The organism is Streptomyces zagrosensis (genome assembly GCF_014203645.1).
In the GTDB taxonomy this organism is placed as follows: domain Bacteria; phylum Actinomycetota; class Actinomycetes; order Streptomycetales; family Streptomycetaceae; genus Streptomyces; species Streptomyces zagrosensis.
On record NZ_JACHJL010000007.1, the window covers coordinates 315,311 to 337,442 of the forward strand.

Here is a 22,132-nt window from a genome sequence, read left to right on the forward strand (position 1 = left end):
GTGCGGCCCCGGCTCGCGCCGGCCGGCGCCCTCGCTCAGCCACCGGCCATCCGGCATCCGACCGGCCCCCGCACCCGGTCAAAGCAGCGCGAACTGGCCCTCGGGCCCCTCCTCATCGTGGTCCAGCACGGACGCGGGGCGGCGCGTGGACTCCGGCACCGGCAGCACACCCGCCTCCCGTAGTTCGGCCGCCTCGATCATCGGGCCGTCTGCCACCTGCTCCGCGAGCTGCCGCGCTGGCTCCCGCAGTTCGGCCAGGAGTGTCAGTACGGTGATCAGCTCCAGCAGGTCCGACGTCCACTCCTGGAGCCAGCCGGAGGGCCCGATGGCCTCCAGGGTGCCCGGAGCCCCGCTCGTGCTGCGGGGCTCGAACCAGCTCTCCAGCACGCGTACGCCACCGTGGTGGAACTCCCACGCGGCCTGTGCCACCGGCGAGATCCGGCCGTTTCCCACGTAGAGGGTCTGCGCGTCGGGGTCGTAGCTCAGCGCGTCCAGTGCCGGTCCTGCGGCGAGCGGGGCCCGCACGTAGGGGCGCTGGCCGCCCGGCAGCCGGGGCCGCCTGCCGGGCGCTGCGGCCCCGGGCGCCCCGCTGTCACCGGGCGGCGGGACGCAGCGGGCGCCGCGGGTGTGCAGCCACACCCGCTGGCGGCCAAGCGCGACGCCCGCCTGCCACACGCGCGGCGACGCGGTCAGCGGGACCGTCGTCGCACCGCCCTGCGTACGCTGCGCGACCGCGGCCGTCCAGGCGAGCACATCCTCCGCGCTGACGCCGTGCCCGAGTCGGCCCGCAAGATGAGCGAGCAGCCCCGGCGCGAGGTTGGGCTCAAGGCCGCCGGGCCGCCGGTAAAGCGGTCGGACCTGGCCGGGCCTGCCGGCCAGGGAGTGCCCATCGGGCAGCAGCGCGGCAAAGGTGAGACTCGCCTCCGCGCCGGGCGCGGGCCGCTCGGCGGCGCCCAGGACAGAGCCCGACCCGGAGACTGTCCGCCCGACTGCGCCGGCGCCCGCTGCACCGGCCAACCGCCCCGGTGCGGTGGACCCGGGCGCCCGGGCCTTCTCGCGGGTGGCGGGTCGGCTGGTACGGGGCGTACGAGGTGGCGCCTCGTGGGCCGGTTCGAGCAGATGGATCTGGTAGTCGTCGGCCACGCGCCACAGTTCGGGTCTGGCCGCGTCGATCAACCGGTGATCGGGGAGCAGCCACTGTTGGTCGTAGGGCCCGTGTGCGATCCGTATCGGCTGCGGGCAGCGGCCACGTTCGCGCGTGAACTTGGCGGTGGAGCCGGGCTGGCCCGGCAGCTGTGCGACGGCGGTGTGCGGCGTACGGGCTCGGGTGGGCCGGAACAACGCCGTCCGCCCGGCCTCGTCGTCGGTCCGCAGCAATCGGTCCCAGCGTGCCGCGAGGGAGGCGGCGTCGGCCGCCAGCACCCAGGCCCGGCCGAGCCGCAACGGGGGCACGGTCCAGGGCATCACATCGGCCAGCACCGGCGCATCGCCCCGACCGGCGTCTGTCCCCGCCACGGCAGCCCTCCCCGACGTCTGTGCCCCCAGCATGGTAACCACGCCAGGTGTACCCGCCGCCTACGCCGCCGCCCAGTACGGGTCCACGGCCCGGGTGCACCGCCTGCCGCATCCCCGCCCCGGCACACTGCCGCAACCCGCGCCGCCGGCGCCACTACCGCACGGGCCCCTTTCGCTGGGTTCAGTGTGCTTCCAGGGTGACCGTGAAGGAGAAGCGGTCCCCTCGGTAGCGGATACGGGCCACATCGACCACCTCGCCCAGCTCGTTGTAGGTGATGCCCGTGTAGTGCAGGATCGGGCTGAGCAGGGGGACGTTGAGGAGGCGGGCCGTTTCCGGGTCGGCCAAGCGAGCCTCGACCGTGTCCGTGATCCGGCTGATGCGAATGCCGACAGCGTCGCGTAGCACCTTGGTCATGGGCCAGCGGGTCAGGTCGGCGAGGTCGATCTTTTCGGCGATATCGGGCCGGATGAGGTTATGGGCCCAGTTGGTCGGCTCGCCGCTCTCCTCCTCGCAGCGCAGCCGTCGATAGGCCATCGCCTCGGGCAGCTCGGGGAAGTGCTCGGCGAGTTCGGCCGGAACCGGCTCCGGGCCGTGGCCCAACAGCGTGGTGCGTTCACCGGACTGCTGGGCCACTATCGCGTCCACCGAGCCGAGCAGCCGCACCGGCGCGCCGCGGCGTGCGTTCGGCTTGATGAACGTGCCGCGCCGGCGATGCCGGCTGATCAGCCCTTCCGTTTCCAGTTCCTTCAACGCCTGCCGCATGGTCAGGACGCTGACGCCGTAGTGCTCGGCGAGCCGGTCCTCGGTCGGCAGCCGCAGCGGCTCCTCCGGGCGGCGGCCCAGTATGGAAGCGCGCAGCGACTGTGAGACCTGATACCAGAGCGGCAGCTTGCGGTTCAGGGCGAGCGAGTCGGGAGCGAAGGTGGTCACGATGGCTCCGTACTACTCCTACGACCGGAAATGGCGCTCCAGACCCTGCCATACATCGTCGTATCGGCTCTGCAAGTGGTCAGCATTCAGCGCCTGCGGAGTCGTGGTGACCGGCCAGCGGGTCTCGAACATGAAGGCGAGGCCATCCTCCACCTTCTGCGGCATGAGTTCGGCAACGCTCGCTTTGTCGAAGGTCGTCCGGTCCGGGCCGTGCGCCGACATCATGTTGTGCAAGGAGCCGCCGCCCGGTACGAAGCCGCCCTTGCCTGCTTTCTTGGCATCGTAGGCGCCCTCGACGAGGCCCATGTACTCGCTCATGACATTGCGGTGGAAGTACGGCGGCCGGAAAGTGTCCTCGCCGACCAGCCAGCGCGGTGCGAAGACAACGAAGTCCACACCCGCGAGCCCGGGAGTGTCGGACGGCGAGGTCAGCACCGTGAAGATGGAGGGGTCCGGGTGGTCGTAGCTGATCGAGCCGATGACATTGAAGCGGTGCAGGTCATAGACGTACGGCACGTGATTGCCGTGCCAGGCGACGACGTCTAGGGGGGAGTGGTCGTACGTTGTGGCCCACAGGTTGCCGCAGAACTTGTTGACCACATCGACGGGCGTTTCGCGCTCCTCGTACGCGGCGACCGGGGCCCGGAAGTCGCGGGCGTTGGCCAGGCCGTTGGCGCCGATCGGGCCCAGGTCGGGGAGGATGAAGGGCTGTCCGTAGTTCTCGCAGACGTAGCCGCTTACGGTCGGGTCAAGCAGCTCGACGCGAAACCGCACCCCGCGCGGAATGAGCGCCACCTCGCCCGGCTCGGCGCGCAGCAGCCCGAACTCGGTGCGCAGCAGCAGGCCCCCGCTCTCGGGCACGATCAGCAGCTCGCCGTCCGCGTCGCTGAACACCCGGTCGGTCATGGAGGTGTTGGCGGCGTAGAGGTGGATGGCCATGCCGGTGCGCTGGGTGGCGTCGCCGTTGCCGCCGAGCGTCCACAGGCCGGCGAGGAAGTCGGTGCCGGTGGCGGGCTTGGGCAGGGGGTCCCAGCGCAGCCGGTTCGGGTCGGGCGCCACGGCCGACTGCTCGGGCCCGGTGAACGGGGCGCTGCGCAGCGCCCCGTTGTCGATCCGGGTGAACGGTGGGTGCGCCGCCGATGGGCGGATGCGGTAGAGCCAGGAGCGGCGGTTGTTGCGCCGCGGCTCGGTGAAGGCGCTTCCGCTGAGCTGCTCCGCGTACAGGCCCAACGGCGCGCGCTGGGGCGAATTGCGGCCATGCGGCAGTGCTCCGGGCACTGCCTCACTGCTGTGTTCGTTGCCAAAGCCGGAACTGTAGATCAGTGCCTCGGCGACCTTCCTCGCTTGCTCGTTGCCCGTGCCGCTCATCGCGTGCTCCCACCATCGAGATTCACCATCGAAGAATTCCTATGCGTGACCATAGGAATGAGGCTGCCCCACGTCAATGCGCAGGGCGGGCCGGCTGCGGGAGTGGGCACGTGCGCTCTGCCATCCGTACCCGCATCCGCGTCATGATCCGCCCGTTGGCCGGCTCTTTGGCGCGGGTCTTGCGGGGTGCGGGTCGCGTCGGCGGTGTGAGCGGTACGGGGCGATGCGGGCGCCGCGAGCCGTACGGGCTTGGCGTCGGCGGTGTGGCCTGGCGTGGGCCGATGCGCGTTGGGCTTCAGCGGCGTAATTGACCTGGGGTTTTGCGCATATTGCTTGCATGTCAAGGTCTTGTTAACGCAAAGTTACCGCGCCTAACGTCACCTCACCGCCACCTCGGCGGCGCTGCCCGCCATCTTTCGGCGGCGTTCAAAGGCGAACGTGAGGTACCCATGCTGACGATCCTCGGCTTCGTCATGATCGCCACCTTCCTGGTGCTGATCATGATGAAGAAGATGTCTCCGCTGGCGGCGCTGGTGCTTGTTCCCGCGCTGTTTTGCGTCCTGGTAGGGAAGGGCGCGCAGCTAGGCGACTACGTGCTCGACGGAATTGGCGCTTTGGCGCCCACGGCGGCCATGCTCATGTTCGCCATCATCTACTTCGGCGTGATGATCGACGTCGGGCTTTTCGATCCGATCGTCCGCATCATCCTGCGGTTCTGCAAGGCCGATCCGGTACGGATCGTCGTCGGCACCGCCGTACTGGCCGCCGTGGTGTCGCTGGACGGTGACGGCTCCACCACCTTCATGATCACGGTGTCGGCGATGCTGCCGCTCTACCGGCGGTTGAAGATGAGCGTGTTGGTGATGACCTGTGTCGCCGCCACGGCCAACGGCGTGATGAACACCGTTCCATGGGGCGGCCCCACCGCCCGTGCCGCTACCGCGCTGGATCTTGACGCGGGCGACATCTTCATACCGATGATCCCGGCGCTCGCGGTCGGCCTGCTGTTCGTCTTCTTCCTCGCTTACGTACTGGGCAGGCGCGAGCGCAACCGGCTCGGCCTGCTGACCTTGGACGACCGCGACCTGACGGCCGAGTCCACACAGCCTGAGCTCACACGGCCCGAGGTCGATGCGGGCCAGCCCGAGCAGGTGCTGGTCACCATCGGCGGGGCTGATGGGTCTAGCAGGGCTGAAGGGGCTGCTGTGGTGAGTGGCGTCCGCGGTTCGGGTCGGGTGCGGCTCACGAAGGGGCCCGGCGCGGGGAGCGCTGGCGGGGGTGCTGCGAGTGCTGCGAGCGCAGTGGGCGATGGGAGTGCTGCGGGTGCGGGCGTTGCTGCCGGTGCCGACGTGGCGTTTGGTGCTGACGAGGACCCGCAGACCCTTGACCCGAATCGGGCGACGCTGCGCCCGAAGCTGTACTGGTTCAACGCCGGGCTCACCGTGGCCCTGCTCACCTTGCTGATCTTGCAGACGCTGCCGATACCGGTGCTGTTCCTGCTGGGCGCGGCGGTCGCGCTCACCGTCAACTTCCCGCACATGCCGGACCAAAGGGCGCGGATCGCCGCACATTCGGAGAACGTGCTCAACGTCTCCGGCATGGTCTTCGCCGCCGCCGTGTTCACCGGTGTCCTCACCGGCACGGGAATGGTCGAGCACATGGCCCGCTGGTTGGTAGACGGCATACCCGATGGGCTGGGGCCGCACATGGCCCTGGTCACCGGCGTACTGAGCATTCCGCTCACGTACTTCATGTCCAACGACGGCTTCTACTTCGGCATCGTGCCGATCCTCGCCGAGGCGGGTGCCGCGCACGGGGTGTCCGCGACGGAGATCGCCCGCGCCTCGCTCGTCGGACAGTCCCTGCACATGTCGAGTCCGCTGGTGCCCGCCGTGTACGTGCTGGTCGGCATGGCCAAGGTGGAGTTCGGCGATCACACCAGGTTCACGGTGAAGTGGGCCGCGCTCACCGCGCTGGTGGTGCTCGGTGCCGGACTGCTGTTCGGCATCATTTAAGTATGGCGGGTATGACGGGTATGGCGGGTATGACGGGGATAGCGCCGCCTGGTAGGGGCTGGCTGCTGCGCCTGGTCATCGCCTTCGCGTTCGCGCAGGGGGCGGTGAGCATGGCCAGGCCCGCCGTCTCCTACCGCGCCTTGGCACTGGGTGCCGACGCGCGGGCGGTGGGTGTCATCGCCGGCGTGTACGCGCTGCTCCCGCTGTTCGCCGCGGTCCCGCTGGGGCGGCGCACCGACCGTGGCCGCGCCGCCCCGCTGCTACCTGCCGGTGTGGTGCTGATCGCGGGTGGCTGTGCGCTCAGTGGCCGCGCCTCCTCGCTCACCGAGATGGCCCTGTGGAGCGGCGTGATGGGGCTCGGGCATCTGTCGTTCGTGATCGGTGCGCAGTCCATCGTCGCTCGGCGCAGTGTCCCCGCCGAACAGGACCGTAACTTCGGCCACTTCACCATTGGCGCCTCGCTCGGCCAACTCGTCGGACCCGTCGCGGCCGGGCTGCTGGTGTCGGCGGAGGATGGCCAACTGGCCCGTACCAGCGCGACCGCCCTGCTCGTGTCGGCCGCGGTGGCGGCCTGCTCGTTCGCGGGGCTGTGGCGCATCGAGCGCCGCACCGGCCGGGCCGCGCGGTGTGTGCGGCCGGTACGTGGGGGCAAGGCGACGCTGGCCCCCGTGCCGGTGCTGGGCATACTGCGCTCGCGTGGTGTGGCGTCGGGCATCTTCATCAGCCTCGCCGTGCTGTCCGCGACCGACATCCTCACCGCCTATCTGCCCGTGCTCGGTGAGCATCGTGGCATCGCCCCGGCGACCGTTGGGCTGCTGTTGAGCTTGCGGGCCGCGGCCACGATCGCCTGCCGGCTGGTGATGACGCCAATGATTCGCATGGTCGGCCGCACCGCGTTGATGGCCGCGAGTTGCCTGGTGGCGGCGGTGCTGTGCGCGGGCATCGCGGTGCCGCTGCCGGTGTGGGCGCTTGCGGTGGTGCTGGCGCTGCTTGGCTTCACGCTCGGTGTGGGGCAGCCGCTGTCGATGACGACGGTGGTACGGGCCGCGCCCGATGCCGCGCGAAGTACCGCGCTCGCGCTGCGGCTGACCGGCAACCGCTTCGGTCAGGTGGCCGCCCCCGCCGGAGCGGGCGTGCTGGCGGGCGTGGCGGGCACGGGGGCGCCGTTCGTGATGCTGGGGGTGCTGCTCCTCGGCTCGGCGGCGGTGGCGGCGCGCGGTCTGCGCGCCGCGGGCGCCGGCGAGGTGCCCGCGGCTGGCGCGGGTGGTGCGTCCGCGGCTGGCGCGGACAACGGTGGGGCGTCCGCCGGCGTCCCGGGCGCCGATGATGCGTCCGCCGGTGCCGCCTTCGGCCCTCGTCCGTACGGCCCGCAGGAGCGTGCCCTGCCGAAAGAACGGCATGTACCTTTCCGCCGCCCCGGTACGTAACGGCCCGGGCTCTTGGCGCTGGGGCGGGCGTGGGCGGGAGCGCCGAGGTCTCGGCTGATCCCCTCGTGCGCAGAGCGAGGTGTCGGCGTGTCGGGGCGGTGCGGCGACGGCCCGTCAGCTGGTCGGCCGGGCCCGTCTGGAGGGGTGCCGTGGCCGCTGATGCTGGGCCAGGTGGGGGAATTGCGGCGGCTGTTCGGGAGTTGGCCGTTTCCCCGCGGCCCGAACGTGACACGTAGTCAGGCGATCAACCGATTCGTATGACGTATGACAATCGCCTGGCTTGAAGGAGTCGCACGTGACCACCTCAGTACCGCTCCGCGTCACCGGCGCCAGATCTGCCGCGGTCGCCGTTGCCGCACTGGCCATCGGCGGCGCTGTCCTGGTGGGAGCGCCCACCTCCGGCGCTTCCTCCCCCGGCGCTTCCTCCCCCGGCGGCGGGGACGTGAAGATCCACCGCGTCGGCACGCCCGTTCAAGACTCCCGCGACGAGCGTAAGGTCTGCGCGTTCTACCTGGCCGCAGCCGATGTCACCGGCTCGCAGGACCTCACCTGGCAGATCGCTCCGCAGCCCAACCCGCGTAACCAGCCCGGCATCGGCGGCAACATCGCCATCGAATCCGGCAGTGGTCACACCGGCCCGCACACGCTCCCCAGCGGTAAGTACCAGCTCACCTGGAGCGGCGCCGACCAGCAGGATGCGGCCAACCGGAAGATGTTCATGGTCGAGTGCCCGCCCGGCGACCAGGGCCAGCCCGAGACCAACGGCCCGCTGCCCCCGGCCGCGGGCGCGGAGAGGGCACCTGCGGACGGGGAAAAGGCCCCCGCGGGCGAAGAGAAGGCCCCGGCGGACGAGAAGGAGCAGCCACCCGCCGCCGAACAGGGCCGGTCCGCAGCCTCCGCCGATGACCGGCTCACCGACGTGGTACAGGACCCGCCCGCGGAGTCGGCCGATGACCGCCAGAACGCGCCGGCAGCCCCCGCAGGCCCCGCGGATTCGGCCGCCGAGCAGCCGGCCGCGCCGGACCGGTCACGCACCGAGCAGGAGCACCTGTCCGCCACGGGCGACGGGCGTCCCGGTGGCCAAAATGACGAGCAGTCCCCGGCGTCCGGCGCCGAGCAACCCGCGGACGCGGGCATGGAGCAACCGCGGGGCGCGGTAGCCGCCGGTGGCGGCGGGACGGCCGATGTGGGGGTGCCGACGAAGGGCGTGGGGACGGCCCTGGCCGCCGGTGCCGTCGTGGCGTCCGGGCTGATCCTCGGCCGCCGCGTTCGGCGCCGTTCCGGTCAGGCCGTGTAGGACGTCATGACGCCGCGCAGCCTTCTCGCACCGCGGGCCCTCCTGGCGCTGTGCCGCCGCAGCGCCGGCGGGAGCCGTGGTTGTGCCGTGCCGCGCAGGCGCATGAGCCGTGCCCGCCGTCGCCGTCTTTCGGTGACGGCGGGCACGGCCGTATCGCTGCTGGCCGGCGGGGTCTTTTGGGCCGTGGCCCCCGCCTCGCCCGGGGCCTTTTCCTACCCGCCGCCTGCCTGGGCAGCGGGCGCCGCTGCGGGGCTCATCGCCGGCCACGACGCCGGCGAGGGCGATGACCGCTGGGAGGACCTGGCCCGCGAACGCGTCAACGGCGATACGAGCGAGGGGAACGACAAGGGCAGCAACGGCGGCCAGGGCGACCAGGGCGATAGGGGAAGCCGAAGTGCAGCCGGTGGCCAGGGCTTCGGGGACATGGAGGGTCATGACGGCGAGCCGTCGGCGGGGCCCGACCTGCGCAGCCGGCCCCCGGCTGCTCCCCGTTACGGCCCCGCGGCCTCCGGTGCGCACCGGGGCGGCCCGGCGCAGACCGCCCCGCCCGTCGTTCCGCGCGCCCCCATCTCCCGCTCCCGGCCCAGCGTGTTGGCCATCCCGGACCTGAGCATCGCCGCGCCGGTCATCGGGCTCGGCCTCGATCGAAAGGGCCGGCTCGGTACGCCGTCGATGGACACCCCGCTGGTGGCGGGCTGGCATCAACGGGGGCCGAGCCCGGGCGAGCGCGGCACCGCCGTCATCGTCGGCCACCGCGACACCCCTAGTGGTCCCGCCGTCTTCCTCGAACTGCCCGCGCTGGACAAGGGCGACCTCATCAGCGTCACCCGCCAAGACGGCAAGACCGCTGTCTTCGTGGTGGACGGGGTGCGTACGTACGAGAAGTCCGGCTTTCCCGACCGGGAGGTGTACGGCGATACGGGGCGCCCCGAGTTGCGGTTGTTGACCTGCGGCGGGGACTTCCATCCGAAGACCGGTTATGGCGCCAACGTCGTGGTCTTCGCCCACCTCGCCGATGTGCGGGACGGCGCACCGGCCGGATGACGGATGCTGCGGGCGCAGCCGGCGCCACGGGCCGGCGCCGGCGCCCGGTGGGTCAGCCGGGTTCCGCTGCGCACGTGTGGTGCGGCGCTGCCCGGCGGCCCACGAGCAAACGCCGCCTGACGCGTCTTTGAGCCACCGGGGCTGACCCCTACGACGCCCCCTGGCCACCCCACTCCTGGTCACTGTCGGCCGTAAACCATCGGTGCGCGGCGAACGGCTGGTCCGTGGGGTGGTGCGATACGGGGGCCGTCAGGCACGGTGTACTCGACGGACACTTGCCCGTCACCGCTGCCCCCACGCCCGATGCGGTGACCGGCACGCAACGCCAAGGCTGGCCAAGCCCAGTCGAGCCCAGCGCGGATCAGCCCAGCCACACAGTGACCGGCGACAGGCGACCAGCTCATGCGACACGGCCCAGTGGGGCCGACGCAAACGGCCCGTGCGCGTCCGGTTACGTGATCCAGGGCACGCGGCTAACCCTGGCGTGCGAAAACTACCGTCGCTAGTTTGGTCGGGTACGGGGCCAGAGCGCTGCGCTGGAGGGCGAACGACGTGAAGTCGCATGACGGGATGTACATCGACGGCGATTGGCGGCCCGCGGTCGGTACGGACACGATTGAGGTCGTGAACCCGGCGGACGAACGGGTCATCGGGTCGGTACCAGCGGGCACCGCACTCGATGTGGACACTGCCGTACGCGCCGCACGCGCGGCCCTGCCGGGCTGGGCCGCTACCGCGCCGGCCGATCGTGCCGCACGCATCGCAGCGCTGCGCGATGCGCTCGTCGCGCGCCGCGAGGAGATCGCCGAGACGGTGGTGGCCGAGCTTGGTTCCACCCTCAGCTTCGCTCGCAACGTCCAGACCGCGCTGCCGATCGCCGTCGCGGGCAGCTATGCGGAATTGGCGGCGAGCCACCCCTTCGAGGAACGGGTAGGCAACTCCACGGTGCTGCACGAGCCGGTCGGGGTCGTCGGAGCGATCACGCCGTGGAACTACCCGCTGCACCAGATCGTCGCCAAGGTCGCCCCCGCGCTCGCGGCAGGCTGCACCGTTGTCCTCAAGCCCGCCGAGGACGCTCCGCTGGTGGCCCAACTCTTCGCGGAGGCCGTGCACGAGGCGCAGTTGCCCGCTGGGGTGTTCAACCTGGTGACGGGCCTTGGCCCAGTCGCGGGCCAGGCGGTGGCCGAACACCCCGGCGTGGACCTGCTCTCCTTCACCGGTTCCACCGTCGTCGGCAAGCAGATCGGCGCGACCGCGGGAGCTGCCGTGAAGCGGGTCGCCCTCGAACTCGGCGGCAAGTCGGCCAATGTCATCTTGCCGGGCGCCGATGTAGCCAAGGCGGTGAAGGTCGGTGTGGCCAATGTGTTCGCCAACTCCGGCCAAACCTGTAGCGCCTGGACGCGCATGCTGGTGCACGCCGACCAGTATGAGGAGGCGGTGGAACTGGCCATCGTCGCCGCGGCGAAGTATGTGCCCGGCGACCCGCTCCACCCCGACACCCGGGTCGGCCCGGTGGTCAGCGCACGGCAGCGGGATCGAGTGTGTCGCTATATCGACCGCGGCATCGCCGAGGGCGCCCGGGTGGTGGTGGGCGGCCCGAGCGCCCCGGACGGTCAGGACAGGGGCTACTACGTTCGTCCCACCGTGTTCGCCGACGTCACGCCCGAGATGACCATCGCCCAAGAGGAGATCTTCGGGCCGGTGCTCTCGATCCTGAAGTACGCCGATGAGGATGACGCGCTGCGCATCGCCAACGACACCGTCTACGGGCTGGCGGGCGCCGTCTGGGCGGCCGACGAGGCCACGGCGGTAGCGTTCGCGCGCCGGATGGATACCGGCCAGGTGGACATCAACGGCGGGCGGTTCAACCCGCTCGCCCCGTTCGGCGGTTACAAGCAGTCCGGCGTTGGTCGTGAACTGGGCGCCCACGGCCTGGCCGAATACCTTCAGACCAAGTCGTTGCAGTTTTGAGCAGACGGGACCTGCGCAGAACCGGTATTCGCCCGGGCCGAGCCCCGTCAAGCCTCCGCAGCCCCGGACGGCCCAGGCAAGCCCAGCAGGCCAGCGAGCCCAGGCAAGCTCGACCAGGCCAGCGCCGTGTGCCCCCCAAGCGGCCTGACCGACATGGTCCGTAACACCGTTTGATGGTCCGAATTGGCAGGCGGCCGGGGCGGATCGCGCGCGACGAGCTCTGCCCCAATCATTACGGAGGGTGACCAGCCGGCAGGGTCCGACAGGGTCTGACAGAGGTCTGGCCGGGGCGCGTGCGCCGGAGCACGAGAGCTGTGCTTGTCCGCCCGCCCGCCGTACCATCCGCACCGTCGTGTTTCTCGATCCGGCGTACGCCCCCACGTACGCCGGAGCACCCCGTCCGCCCGCCGGCGGAGCGTCGGGCCCGTAGCGGCCGGTCGCCGACCCGGCAGGGTCAACGTCTCACCCCCACATCATGCCTGTGCCCCTAGGAGAAACCGTGGTTCGCGCCGCTGTACTCACCGCAGTCAACGCCCCGCTGGAGATCGTCGAAATCGACCTCCCGAAGCCGGGCCCCGGACAGGTCCGGGTCAAGCTCGCCGCCGCCGGGGTGTGCCACTCCGACCTGTCGCTGTCCAACGGCACCTTGCGCCAGCCCGCGCCGGCCGTCCTCGGGCACGAGGGGGCGGGCGTCGTCAGTGCCGTGGGTGCGGGGGTGACCTCGGTCGCCACCGGTGACCGCGTCGTCCTCAACTGGGCACCCTCCTGCGGCAACTGTCACTTTTGTGCACTGGACGAGCCCTGGCTGTGCGCCCACGCGAGTGCCGCCGCCGACATCCCGTACGCCACCCTCGCCGCCGACTCCACCGCCCTCTACCCGGGCCTTGGCACTGCCGCCTTCGCCGAGGAGACCGTGGTCCCCGCGCACGCGGTGCTGCCGCTGCCAGAGGGCGTCCCGCTCGCGGACGCCGCGCTGCTCGGCTGTGCCGTGCTCACCGGCTACGGTGCGATCTTCCACTCGGCTCGGGTCGTCGAGGGCGAGTCGGTCGTCGTCTTCGGAGTCGGGGGCGTGGGCCTCGCGGTGCTCCAGTGCGCGCGGATCGCCGGTGCGGGGCCGCTCATCGCCATCGATGTGTCGCCGGAGAAAGAGAAGTTGGCGAGAGCCGCCGGGGCCACCGACTTCCTGATAGCGGGCGACGACACGGCCAAGCGAATACGTGAACTCACCGAGGGATACGGCGCGGACGTGGCCATCGAGTGCGTCGGCCGCGCGGACACCATCCGTGCCGCCTGGTCGAGCACCCGCCGCGGCGGGCGTACCACGGTCGTCGGCATCGGCGGCCAGGACCAGCAGGTGACGTTCACCGCGTTGGAACTGTTCTACTTCGGCCGCACGCTCTCCGGCTGCGTCTACGGAAACAGCGACCCCGTCCGAGACTTGCCGGTCATCGCGGAACATGTGCGGGCTGGGCGGCTCGACCTGTCCGCGCTGGTCACCGAGCGCATCGGGCTCGAAGGCATCCCTGCGGCCTTCGAAGCGATGCTGGCGGGCCGCGGCGGGCGCGCGCTCATCGTCTTCTAAGCCACGGCACCGGCCGCCGGCCCCGGGCAAGCCGCGGGGCCGGCTTCGGTGCTCGGCTGCCGCGGCCCGGCCGTTTCGGTCCCCGCTCGCTGCGGTCTGGCCGGCCGGCCAGCCGGGAAGCCGCATCCACGGGCGTCCGCCAGGGCTCCGTGCCCGGGTGCTGTCCCCCGACCAAGCTCGGGGGACAGCACCAGTGATCGCGCCCCGGAGTGCCGCTTAACGTGCCGGTATGCATGCCATCACAAGGCCGGCTGCGGCGGGCTTAGCGCTCGCTGCCTGCCTGGCCACCGCACCCCTGACCGCGATACCGGCCGCTGCCCACACCGGCACCCCCGCCGCAACCGGCAACCTCTCCCGCTTCTACGAGCAGCGCCCGCACTGGACGAGCTGTGTGCTCGGGCCCAAGGACGAGGTCGGCAGGCAGCTGGAGCAGGCCGGCGCCCAGTGCGCCGACGTCACGGTCCCACTGGACTACTCCCGGCCCACCGGCCGCACCATCACCGTTGCGCTGTCCCGGATCAAGGCCACCGACACCGCACACCGCGTCGGCCCGATCGTGTTCAACGACGGCGGCCCCGGCGGCCCCTCGCTCGCCAGCCCGGTAACCGCGCTGACGTCCATGCAGGACACCGCGCAGCGCTACGACCTGGTTGGCATGGACCCCCGCTTCGTCGGCCGCAGCACCCCGCTGGACTGCGGCTGGCCGGTCAGCACATCCCTCGTGTCGGCCGGGTTCACCCGGGCCAGCTTCGACCGGCAAGTCGCACATCAAAGGGACCTGGCGAGGCGCTGCGCCACCCGACACGGTGACGTGCTGCCTCACGTCACCACTCGCAACACGGCCCGCGACATGGATGTCGTGCGCGGCGTTTTGCGCGAGCGGAAAATCTCGTACCTGGGCTACTCGTACGGTACGTACCTGGGTACCGCCTACACCCAGATGTTCCCCGGCCGCCATGACCGGGTGGTGCTCGACGGGGCCATCAACCCGCTCGCCTACCAGCCCCGGATGCTCAAGGGCCAAGAGGCCACAGGGGAGCGGGTGTTGGCCGACTGGGCCGCCTGGGCCGCGCAGCACAACGCGACCTATGGCCTTGGCAACACCCGCGAGCAGGTGCTGCGCACCGTCCAGCGGACCACGCATGCTGCCAGCCAGCGTCCACTGGTGATCGGGTCAGGCCCGGACGCGTACCGGGTGGACGACACGACGGTGCCCATGGTGGTCTTCGCCGGCGCCGCCAGCGACCGCGACCCGGCCCGGCACACGCTCGCCGGCCAACTCTCGCTCCTCGCCCGGGCGGCGCGGGGCGAGAAGGTCGAGCCCACACCGGAACTGGCACGCGTCCTGGACTTCGCCCTGACCGGCGTCAGGTCGGCCAACGGCAGCGCGCAGACGGCGATCCTGTGCGGCGACGAGGCCGCACCGCGCGACCCCGAGGTGTACTGGCGCGATCTGGAGCAGATCCGCGCCCAGTACCCGCTGATGGGTCCGATGGCCAACAACGTCAACCCCTGTGCGTTTTGGCCGCACGCACCGCGTGAGGCCCCGGTCCGCGTGCAGCGCGACGCCGCAGCCTTGATCGTGGCCGCCACCGGCGACCCGCGTACCCCGTACACGGGCAGCAAGGCGCTGCGCGGCATGCTGCCCAGTTCCCGGCTGTTGACCGTGGAGGGGGCCAACCAGCACGGGCTGTTCGGGGAGTACGGCAATGCGTGCGTGGACGCGCGGGTGAACGCGTATCTGCGCTCGGGCAAGCTGCCCGCGGCGGATCTGAGCTGTCAAAAGTGACCTGGCCTGGCCCTTGGCCTGGCCCTTGACCTGGTCCCTTGGTCCCTCGACCCGGGTGACCCGGTTGACCCGGGTGACCGGTTGGGCCGGGCTCGGGCCCGGCGGGGTGAGCGTTCGGGTGCGGGGGTCAGTCCAGCCGTTCGAACTGCAACGCCAGCCCGTCGAGGAGCGCCGTGAGCCCCGTCTCGAACGCCCCTTGATCCACGTGTTCCTGGCGGTCGGCCAGCAGATGCGCCTGGCCCAGATGCGGATAGGCCGCCGGGTCGTACGCGTCGGGGTCGTCCACGAAGCCCCGGGCGAAGGAGCCAAGCGCGGACCCGGCGACGAAGTAGCGCATCAAGGCTCCCACCCGCGTCGCCTGGGCGGGGGGCCACCCCGCCCGCACCATCGCACCGAATACCGCGTCGGCCATCCGCAAACCCGTGGGGCGCCGGCCAGGGCCCTGGGCGAGTAGCGGCACGATGTTGGGGTGTGCGGTCAGCGCCGCGCGGTAGGAGCGGGCCCACTCAAGAAGCGCCGTGCGCCAGTCGCCGGGGCCGTCGAACATCGATAGATCGACCTGGGCGACCACCGAGTCCGCGACCGCGTCCAAGATCTCGTCCTTGGTCGGGAAGTGGTTGTACAAGGAGGGCCCGCTGACGCCCAAGTCGGCAGCGAGCCGCCGGGTTGAGACCGCCTGAAGCCCCTCCGCATCAACGATGGACAGGGCGGCCGTGACGATTCTCTCGCGGCTCAGCAGGGGCTTGCGGGGGCGGGCCATGCGCCACATAGTAGAGCCCGCTGGCATAAAACTAGCACCGTTAATTAAATGGGGTGGCGATGTGAACCTGGAGCTCACCGAGGAGCAGACCGCCGTGCGACGGTTGGCCAAGGACTTCGTCGATCGGGAGATCACGCCGCACGCGGTGGAGTGGGACCGAGCCGAAAGCGTGGACCGGGCCGTGGTGCACAAGCTCGGCGCGCTGGGCTTCCTCGGCCTCACCATTCCCGACCAGTACGGCGGCTCCGAAGGCGACCATCTCGCCTACGCCTTGGTCACCGAGGAGCTCGGGCGCGGTGACTCGGCGGTGCGCGGCATCCTCTCGGTCTCGCTCGGCCTGGTCGCCAAGTCCATCGCGGCCTGGGGGAGCGAGGAGCACAAGCAGGAGTGGCTGCCCAGGCTGTGTTCGGGCGAGGCCGTGGGCTGCTTCGGGCTCACCGAGCCCGGCACCGGCTCCGACGCCGCGAACCTCACCACCCGGGCGGTCCGCGACGGCGATGCGTATGTGATCGACGGCAGCAAGATGTTCATCACCAACGGCACCTGGGCCGATGTGGTGCTGCTCTTCGCCCGCACCGGCGGCGAGCCCGGCCACCGGGGCATCAGCGCCTTTTTGGTACCCACCGATACGCCGGGCCTGAGCAGGCGCGAGATCCACGGCAAGCTGGGGCTGCGCGGCCAGACCACCGCCGAACTCGTCCTGGAGGGCGTACGGGTGCCGGCATCGGCCATGATCGCCGCCGAGGGCAAGGGCTTCTCGGTGGCGATGTCCGCGCTCGCCAAGGGCCGGATGTCGGTCGCGGCGGGCTGCGTGGGCATCGCGCAGGCATGTCTGGATGCGGCAGTGGCGTACGCCGGGGAGCGTGAGCAGTTCGGGGGCCGAACCATCGCCCACCACCAGCTCGTTCAGGAACTGCTCGCCGATATCGCCGTGGACGTGGACGCGGCCCGGATGCTGACCTGGCGGGTGGCCGACCACATCGAACGCGGACTGCCGTTCGCCACCGAGTCGTCGGTGGCCAAGCTGTACGCCAGCGAGGCGGCGGTGCGGTGCGCGAACAACGCGCTCCAGGTCTTCGGCGGTTACGGCTATATCGACGAGTACCCGGCGGGCAAACTCCTGCGAGATGCCCGCGTCATGACTCTTTACGAGGGCACCAGCCAGATCCACAAGCTGCTGATCGGCCGTGCGCTCACCGGGGTCTCCGCGTTCTGAGCGCACCAGCGGCGCGGCGCAGGCCACGGGCCCCGGACCTTGGGCCGCTGGCCCTAAGCGCTCGCTCAGCCGCACGGTATGGTGTGCCTCCCGTCCGCGGAGAGCCCGCAGACGGCTGGCAGAGCGGGGCCGTCCATGAGCGTGCAGGCGCAGCAGTCCAAGGAGGAGTGGGCCGACGTCGCTCCGGACGCCGCCCGACGACTGGTGATCGCGGCAGTGCAGGCGTTCGCCGAGCGCGGCTATCACGCCACCACCACCCGCGACATCGCCGGCCGCGCTGGCATGAGCCCCGCCGCGCTCTACATCCACTACAAGACCAAGGAAGAGCTGCTCTACCAGATCAGTCTGGTCGGCCATCGGCTCGCACTCAGCATCCTGGAGCGCCCCGCGCTGGCAGTTGGCAGCCCGGCCGAGCGGCTGGCCGACGCCGTACGCTCCTTCGTCCGCTGGCATGCCGAACACCACACGACCGCGCGGGTGGTGCAGTACGAACTGGATGCGCTAGGCCCCGAACACCGCGCGGAAATCGTCGGCATGCGACGGGCGACGGATGCCGCGGTACGGAAGATCATTGAGGACGGCGTGCGGTCCGGGGACTTCGACGTTGCCGATGTGCCCGGTACGACGCTTGCCGTCCTCTCGCTTTGCATCGATGTGGCCCGCTGGTTCAGCGACGACGGCCACCGCGGCCCGGACGAGGTCGGAGAGCTCTATGCGGGCCTGGCCCTGCGCATGGTGGGCGTCGCGCCGGCGCACTAGCCATCGCTGGTGATCAGTCGAGCCATCGCTGATGGTCAGTCGCTATGCCCCCGGGCGGGGTCGGCGGCCCCGATCAGGGAAATGATCGCGGCGTCGGTGCTGCCGGCCTCGGCGGCCGTCCGGCCCGCCCGCCTCTGGGCCGTACGGGCCGTAAGGGCGATACGGGCCGCCCGGGCCGACCGGGAGCCGCGCACCACGCGCCACCCTGTCGGCCGTGCTGGTCCTACGCGTTGGCCAGGGCCTTCCGTACGCCGTCGGTGACGCCCGGCAGGTCACCGGTCGGGGCCGCCCACCGATGCAGGTCGTGTTCGGTCAGGATGAGTGGCCCGGTCTCGGCGACGGTGACGGCGAAGTTGAACTGGCGGGTGGTGGTGCCGCGGCTGTTCTCGTAGTCGAAGTGCCCGAGGTAGCGGTCTACGGAGGAGACGGTCAGGCCGGTCTCTTCTCGTGTCTCGCGGCGGGTCGCGTCCAGGATGTTCTCCCCGGCGTCCACGTGTCCGGAGGGGATCTCCCACAGGCCGCCCATGAAGTCGTCCGGCTTGCGGCGGACCAGGAGGATGCGGTCGGCGTCGGTGACGACGGCCGCGGCCACGAGGGTGGTGATGCCTTCGGCTTCGGCCTCCTCGGCCAGAGTTCGGGCGAGGTCGGAGGTCACGGTCACAGAAGCTCCTTGTGGTGTTCGCTGACCTTCCTGGCCGCGCTGACGTACTGCTCGGCCAGGTCCAGATCCTGTTCACGGTGCCAGACGGGCAGCTTGATCGTGTGCGTGTGCGCCTTCTCGGCGATGGGGAAGTCTCCGGGCCGGCAGCGGCTGTGGGTGTTCGGGTAGCCGGGGAAGAGGTAGGAGGGGTGGGAGGGATGCTGGTAGAGAGGGAGCTGGTTCAGGGGGCGGGTGGAGCCGGGCAGGTCGAACTCGGTCGCGCCTTCCGCTACGAGGGCCTCGTGGAACCGGTCGGTGGGCAGGCCGCCGAGTTGGTCGGGCTGGTAGGTGGCCGTCAACGCGTACCAGGACGACTTCACTCCCTCGGGCACGGGGGTGACTTCCAACGCGGGTACCTGGCTGAGCTCGCGGGTCAGGTAGGCGGCGATCTCCTCGCGGCCGGCGAGGTAGGCGTCCAGACGGGTGAGCTGGTCGTGGGCGAGGGCGGCGGCCAGGGGGTGGATGCGGAGCTTGAGGCCGGCCCCGGTGACCGCGTACCGTGCGAGCGGATGGCCTTGCGGGATCTCCTTCCTGGCCCGCTTGTTGTAGTGCGCGAACGTCAGGATTCGGTAATAGGTGTCGTCGTCGTCCGTGAGGACGAAGCCGCCCTCACCGCCGGATAACGGCTTGGGACCGTTGAGGGAGAAGGCCCCGGCCAGGCCGAACGTGCCGACCTTCTGCCCGCCGTGGCTCGCTCCGTGGGCGTGTGAGCCGTCCTCCAGCAGGTCGAGGTCGCAGTCCTTGGCCAACGCAGTGAGGCCGGTCATGTCGGCGGGCTTGCCCCACAGGTGGGTGACCATGATGGCGCGGGTGCGGGGGGTGATCAGCTCGGCCACCCGGGCGGGGTCGATGTTGCCGGCCGGGAGCGTCTCGCACAGGATCGGGGCCGCGCCGAGGTGGAACAGCGGCGAGGCGGTGGCGTGGAAGGTCCAGGCGGGGACGATGACCTCGTTGCCGGGCTGGATGCGTGCGGCCCAGTAGGAGGCGTGCAGGGCGGCGGTGCCGGAGCTGGTGGTGATCGCGTGCCGTGCGCCGAAGTAGTCCTGGAGGGCGTCTTCCAGGTCCGCGACGATCCCGGACCGGCCGGGGACGGAGACGGCCGAGTCCAGCTGGGCGAGCACCTTCGCGCGGGTGATGTCGTCGATCGGGGGCCAGGTGAAGTGGGGGCCGCTGTTGGCGACGGCCGGAGTGCCGCCGAGGAGGGCGAGGGGGCTGGTCACAGCATCTCCTTGGGGTCGATGTAGCGGCCTGCCGTCTTGGACTCGTAGCAGGATGCGATGAACGCGGCGTGAGCCAGGTGCTGTTCGGGGCCGGAGACGTTGGGCCGTTCTCCGTCCAGGACCCGGCAGAAGTAGTCGATCTGTGCGGTGGCGACGCTGGGAGCGTACGGGCGGGTCAGCTCCTCCACGACCGTGCCGTCCAGGGCGAGCCGCTGGACCGATCCCTTCGTCAGCACCACCGAGCCGGCCGTCCCGACGACCCGCAGGAACTCCGTCTTCGGCGCCATCCAGCGGGACAGGACGAGCGATCCGTACAGGCCGGAGGCGTAGCCGAGTTGGACGACGGCGGTGTCCTCCGCGTCGTACCCGCCTTCGGGAAGGGCGGTGGTGGAGAACTCCGCGATGACCCGGCTGGGCAGGCCGAAGTACCACAGCAGTAGGTCGATCAGGTGGTAGCCCATGTCGATGATGCAGCCGCCACCGGCCTGCTTGAGGCCCCCGCGCCATCCGGCGCCGGGGTTGGGCGTGTGGAACGAGTAATGCCCGCCGACCAGGAACGCGGTCCCGATCTGGTCCAGCATGCCGGCCACGCTGGTGTAGATCGGGTTGAACCGGCGCTGGAGCGTCACCATCAGCTCCATCCGCCCGTCGTGGCAGATCCCGGCCAGTTCACGCGCCTCCTTGACGGAGGTGGCGAACGGCTTCTCCTTGAGGACGTGGACGTTAGCGGCGGCGCACACCTCGATCACCGCGCGTCCGGCGTGGTGGGGGACGGCGACGATTACGAAGTCAGGGGCCGTCTCGGCCAGGAGGTCACTCGCCCGGGCGAAACCGGGCACCCCCAGGGTGTCCGCTCGGTCGTGCAGGATGTCCGGGTTGTTGTCGCATACCGCGACGAGTTCGGCCCGGCTGGAGCCGAGCAGGCCGGGCACGTGATCCTCGGCGGCCTGGTGACCCAGGCCGATGATCGCAGCGCGTCGTTTCATGCGCGTCCGCCTTCCACATCAGGGAGGAACGTGTCGAGGAACGACGAGTACAGCGCTAACTCGGCGTCCGGCCATAGGTGTTAGCCGTAGTCCTGGGGTTGTCCCGCCCGTACGCGCGATAGCCTGGCGGTCACCGTCGATGATGGGATTGCTCCCATGGACGACCCGATTCGGCATCCCCTCGCCTATGCCCGCTTCTTAAGCGGCTGGTCTCAGAGCGACCTCGTAGGGCGCTTGCACCGCGCTGCCGCGATGCGGCCCGAGGGTCTCCGCTCGGGCACCGACAAGGCGGCCGTCAGCAAGTGGGAGAACGGCCGCAAGACGCCGAGCATCGAATCCCAGCTCCTGATCGCGGACGCCTTCGACGTGCCCATCTGCGACCTGGAGCGGTATCCGTGGCCCCACTGGCTCCCGGGCCGGGACGACCCGGCGCCGCTCGGGGCGGCGTACACCGTCCAAGCACTTCGAGATGCACAGAGAGCCACGATGAACCGCGAACGCCGTACCTTCCTGACTTACAGCGCGCTCGCCCTTGCCGGGCTGGCCTCCCAGTGGGCCGCGCTCGAACCCGACCGCCTCACCACCGCACTCGGTGGGCGCCGCGTCGATGATCAGCTCGTGGACTGGCTGGAGGACACCAGCACCCGACTGACCGCCCTGCCGACCGAGCAGCGCCAGCACACCATCAAGCTGATGGACGCCCACCTCGCCACCGTGACCGATCTCCTCGAAGGCACCCGCTACAGCGAGGCCACCGGCCGCCGCCTGCACCGCCTGGCGGCCTCCGTCTCCAGTGCCTGCGGCTGGTACCGCTTCGACCAAGGCGCGCACTACCCGGCCGGCAAGCTGTGGAACGCCGCTCTCACGAACGCGCACACCGCCCGCGACCGGGATCTCGGGGCCGGGGTCCTGTCCGACTTCGCCTACCAGTCGATCTGGCTCGACCAGCCCGAATCCGCCGTAGAACCCCTGAGCCAGGCCCTGATCCACACGAGGCACCCCACAGCCCGCTCGCTGCTGCACCTGCGCAGGGCACGAGCCCACGCCGCCCTTGGGGCCGCTGCCGACTGCCATCGCGACCTCGCCGCCGCCGAGACCGCCCTGCTGACCAAAGCGGCCGACCCCGCACCGGGCTGGTGTCGGTGGATGAGCACGGCGGATCTGGCCGTTGACTCCGGCCGGTGCCTCCTCGACCTCGGCCGTGCCGAGGAGGCCCGAGCCCGCATTGACGAGGGCCTGACCCTGCTGCCCCGTGCCCGGGACAAGACGCGTGGCGTCTTCCGAACCTACGAGGCACGCAGCCTCCTCCAAGCCCGCGAGGTCGAACAGGCCCTCATCGTCAGCACCGAGTCATTCGACCTCGCCACCCGCATCGGCGCCAACCGATGTGTCACCCTGGTCCGCGAACTCGCCCCCGCCTTCAAGCCCTACCAGAAGGTGGACGGCGTCCCCGAGTTCCTCGAACGACTACGGACCGCCTGAGAGCTACCCGAGGCCCACGCCGCCGCCGGCCAGCGCTGGCGGAAAGTGTTTTGGTCGCAACGCTTTCCGG

The 22,132-nt window shown here is 70.8% G+C and carries 17 protein-coding genes; 10 read left to right on the forward strand and 7 right to left on the reverse strand.

Features of this window, described 5'->3' with window-relative positions:
* Positions 1-78: 78 nt before the first annotated feature.
* The 3 genes from FHS42_RS16160 to hmgA form a co-directional block, all read right to left on the reverse strand.
* Positions 79-1,548, reverse strand: a complete 1,470-nt coding sequence (locus tag FHS42_RS16160; protein ID WP_376772601.1) for a type ISP restriction/modification enzyme — start codon at positions 1,546-1,548, stop codon at positions 79-81.
* Between the two features lie 148 nt (positions 1,549-1,696).
* The gene (locus FHS42_RS16170; protein ID WP_184572904.1) at positions 1,697-2,446 is read right to left on the reverse strand and encodes a GntR family transcriptional regulator; all 750 of its coding nucleotides are present in this window, start codon (positions 2,444-2,446) and stop codon (positions 1,697-1,699) included.
* Between the two features lie 18 nt (positions 2,447-2,464).
* Positions 2,465-3,814: a homogentisate 1,2-dioxygenase gene (gene hmgA / locus FHS42_RS16175; RefSeq protein WP_184572905.1), complete on the reverse strand. Its 1,350-nt coding sequence runs from the start codon at positions 3,812-3,814 to the stop codon at positions 2,465-2,467.
* Positions 3,815-4,263: 449 nt separating this feature from the next.
* Between hmgA and FHS42_RS16180 the strand changes: the two genes are divergently transcribed.
* From FHS42_RS16180 to FHS42_RS16210, 7 genes are all read left to right on the forward strand, one after another.
* Complete coding sequence (locus tag FHS42_RS16180; protein ID WP_184572906.1) at positions 4,264-5,829, forward strand: CitMHS family transporter; 1,566 nt, start codon at positions 4,264-4,266, stop codon at positions 5,827-5,829.
* Positions 5,830-5,831: 2 nt separating this feature from the next.
* Positions 5,832-7,256, forward strand: a complete 1,425-nt coding sequence (locus FHS42_RS16185; protein WP_376772603.1) for an MFS transporter — start codon at positions 5,832-5,834, stop codon at positions 7,254-7,256.
* A 295-nt stretch (positions 7,257-7,551) separates the two neighbouring features.
* Entirely contained in the window at positions 7,552-8,553 is a 1,002-nt protein-coding gene (locus FHS42_RS16190; protein WP_184572907.1) for a hypothetical protein, read from the forward strand.
* Positions 8,554-8,655: 102 nt separating this feature from the next.
* Positions 8,656-9,597, forward strand: a complete 942-nt coding sequence (locus FHS42_RS16195; protein ID WP_312866898.1) for a class F sortase — start codon at positions 8,656-8,658, stop codon at positions 9,595-9,597.
* Between the two features lie 552 nt (positions 9,598-10,149).
* Positions 10,150-11,568, forward strand: coding sequence for an aldehyde dehydrogenase family protein (locus tag FHS42_RS16200; RefSeq protein WP_184572908.1), 1,419 nt, complete (start codon positions 10,150-10,152; stop codon positions 11,566-11,568).
* A 499-nt stretch (positions 11,569-12,067) separates the two neighbouring features.
* Complete coding sequence (locus FHS42_RS16205; protein WP_184572909.1) at positions 12,068-13,150, forward strand: zinc-binding dehydrogenase; 1,083 nt, start codon at positions 12,068-12,070, stop codon at positions 13,148-13,150.
* A gap of 229 nt (positions 13,151-13,379) precedes the next feature.
* The gene (locus tag FHS42_RS16210; RefSeq protein WP_184572910.1) at positions 13,380-14,939 is read left to right on the forward strand and encodes an alpha/beta hydrolase; all 1,560 of its coding nucleotides are present in this window, start codon (positions 13,380-13,382) and stop codon (positions 14,937-14,939) included.
* 127 nt (positions 14,940-15,066) lie between these two features.
* Here FHS42_RS16210 and FHS42_RS16215 read toward each other — a convergent pair whose 3' ends face one another.
* Positions 15,067-15,699, reverse strand: a complete 633-nt coding sequence (locus tag FHS42_RS16215; protein WP_184572911.1) for a TetR/AcrR family transcriptional regulator — start codon at positions 15,697-15,699, stop codon at positions 15,067-15,069.
* A 61-nt stretch (positions 15,700-15,760) separates the two neighbouring features.
* Between FHS42_RS16215 and FHS42_RS16220 the strand changes: the two genes are divergently transcribed.
* A complete protein-coding gene (locus FHS42_RS16220) occupies positions 15,761-16,915 on the forward strand; it encodes an acyl-CoA dehydrogenase family protein (RefSeq protein ID WP_184572912.1) in 1,155 nt (384 codons plus the stop codon).
* A gap of 135 nt (positions 16,916-17,050) precedes the next feature.
* Positions 17,051-17,674, forward strand: a complete 624-nt coding sequence (locus tag FHS42_RS16225; protein ID WP_184572913.1) for a TetR/AcrR family transcriptional regulator — start codon at positions 17,051-17,053, stop codon at positions 17,672-17,674.
* Positions 17,675-17,897: 223 nt separating this feature from the next.
* On the opposite strand, the gene FHS42_RS16230 is transcribed toward FHS42_RS16225, so the two are convergent.
* The 3 genes from FHS42_RS16230 to FHS42_RS16240 are packed head-to-tail and all read right to left on the reverse strand — an operon-like array spanning position 17,898 to position 20,580.
* Positions 17,898-18,335: an NUDIX hydrolase gene (locus FHS42_RS16230; protein WP_184572914.1), complete on the reverse strand. Its 438-nt coding sequence runs from the start codon at positions 18,333-18,335 to the stop codon at positions 17,898-17,900.
* Positions 18,332-19,594 (reverse strand): DegT/DnrJ/EryC1/StrS family aminotransferase, encoded by a 1,263-nt coding sequence (locus FHS42_RS16235; protein ID WP_184572915.1) that lies wholly within the window; start codon positions 19,592-19,594, stop codon positions 18,332-18,334. Before FHS42_RS16235 ends, FHS42_RS16230 begins: the two co-directional genes overlap by 4 nt.
* A complete protein-coding gene (locus tag FHS42_RS16240; RefSeq protein ID WP_184572916.1) occupies positions 19,591-20,580 on the reverse strand; it encodes a Gfo/Idh/MocA family protein in 990 nt (329 codons plus the stop codon). Before FHS42_RS16240 ends, FHS42_RS16235 begins: the two co-directional genes overlap by 4 nt.
* Positions 20,581-20,736: 156 nt before the next feature.
* Here FHS42_RS16240 and FHS42_RS16245 point away from each other — a divergent pair, with 156 nt between their 5' ends.
* Entirely contained in the window at positions 20,737-22,062 is a 1,326-nt protein-coding gene (locus tag FHS42_RS16245) for a helix-turn-helix domain-containing protein (RefSeq protein ID WP_184572917.1), read from the forward strand.
* The last annotated feature ends 70 nt before the right edge of the window (positions 22,063-22,132 follow it).

Bases quoted from the DNA above. Each gene is read 5' to 3' on its own strand.
- FHS42_RS16160 (WP_376772601.1), bottom strand. From the start codon at position 1,548: ATGCTGGGGGCACAGACGTCGGGGAGGGCTGCCGTGGCGGGGACAGAC.
- hmgA (WP_184572905.1), bottom strand. From the start codon at position 3,814: ATGAGCGGCACGGGCAACGAGCAAGCGAGGAAGGTCGCCGAGGCACTG.
- FHS42_RS16180 (WP_184572906.1), top strand. From the start codon at position 4,264: ATGCTGACGATCCTCGGCTTCGTCATGATCGCCACCTTCCTGGTGCTG.
- FHS42_RS16185 (WP_376772603.1), top strand. From the start codon at position 5,832: ATGGCGGGTATGACGGGTATGGCGGGTATGACGGGGATAGCGCCGCCT.
- FHS42_RS16195 (WP_312866898.1), top strand. From the start codon at position 8,656: ATGAGCCGTGCCCGCCGTCGCCGTCTTTCGGTGACGGCGGGCACGGCC.
- FHS42_RS16210 (WP_184572910.1), top strand. From the start codon at position 13,380: ATGCATGCCATCACAAGGCCGGCTGCGGCGGGCTTAGCGCTCGCTGCC.
- FHS42_RS16215 (WP_184572911.1), bottom strand. From the start codon at position 15,699: ATGGCCCGCCCCCGCAAGCCCCTGCTGAGCCGCGAGAGAATCGTCACG.
- FHS42_RS16225 (WP_184572913.1), top strand. From the start codon at position 17,051: ATGAGCGTGCAGGCGCAGCAGTCCAAGGAGGAGTGGGCCGACGTCGCT.
- FHS42_RS16240 (WP_184572916.1), bottom strand. From the start codon at position 20,580: ATGAAACGACGCGCTGCGATCATCGGCCTGGGTCACCAGGCCGCCGAG.
- FHS42_RS16245 (WP_184572917.1), top strand. From the start codon at position 20,737: ATGGACGACCCGATTCGGCATCCCCTCGCCTATGCCCGCTTCTTAAGC.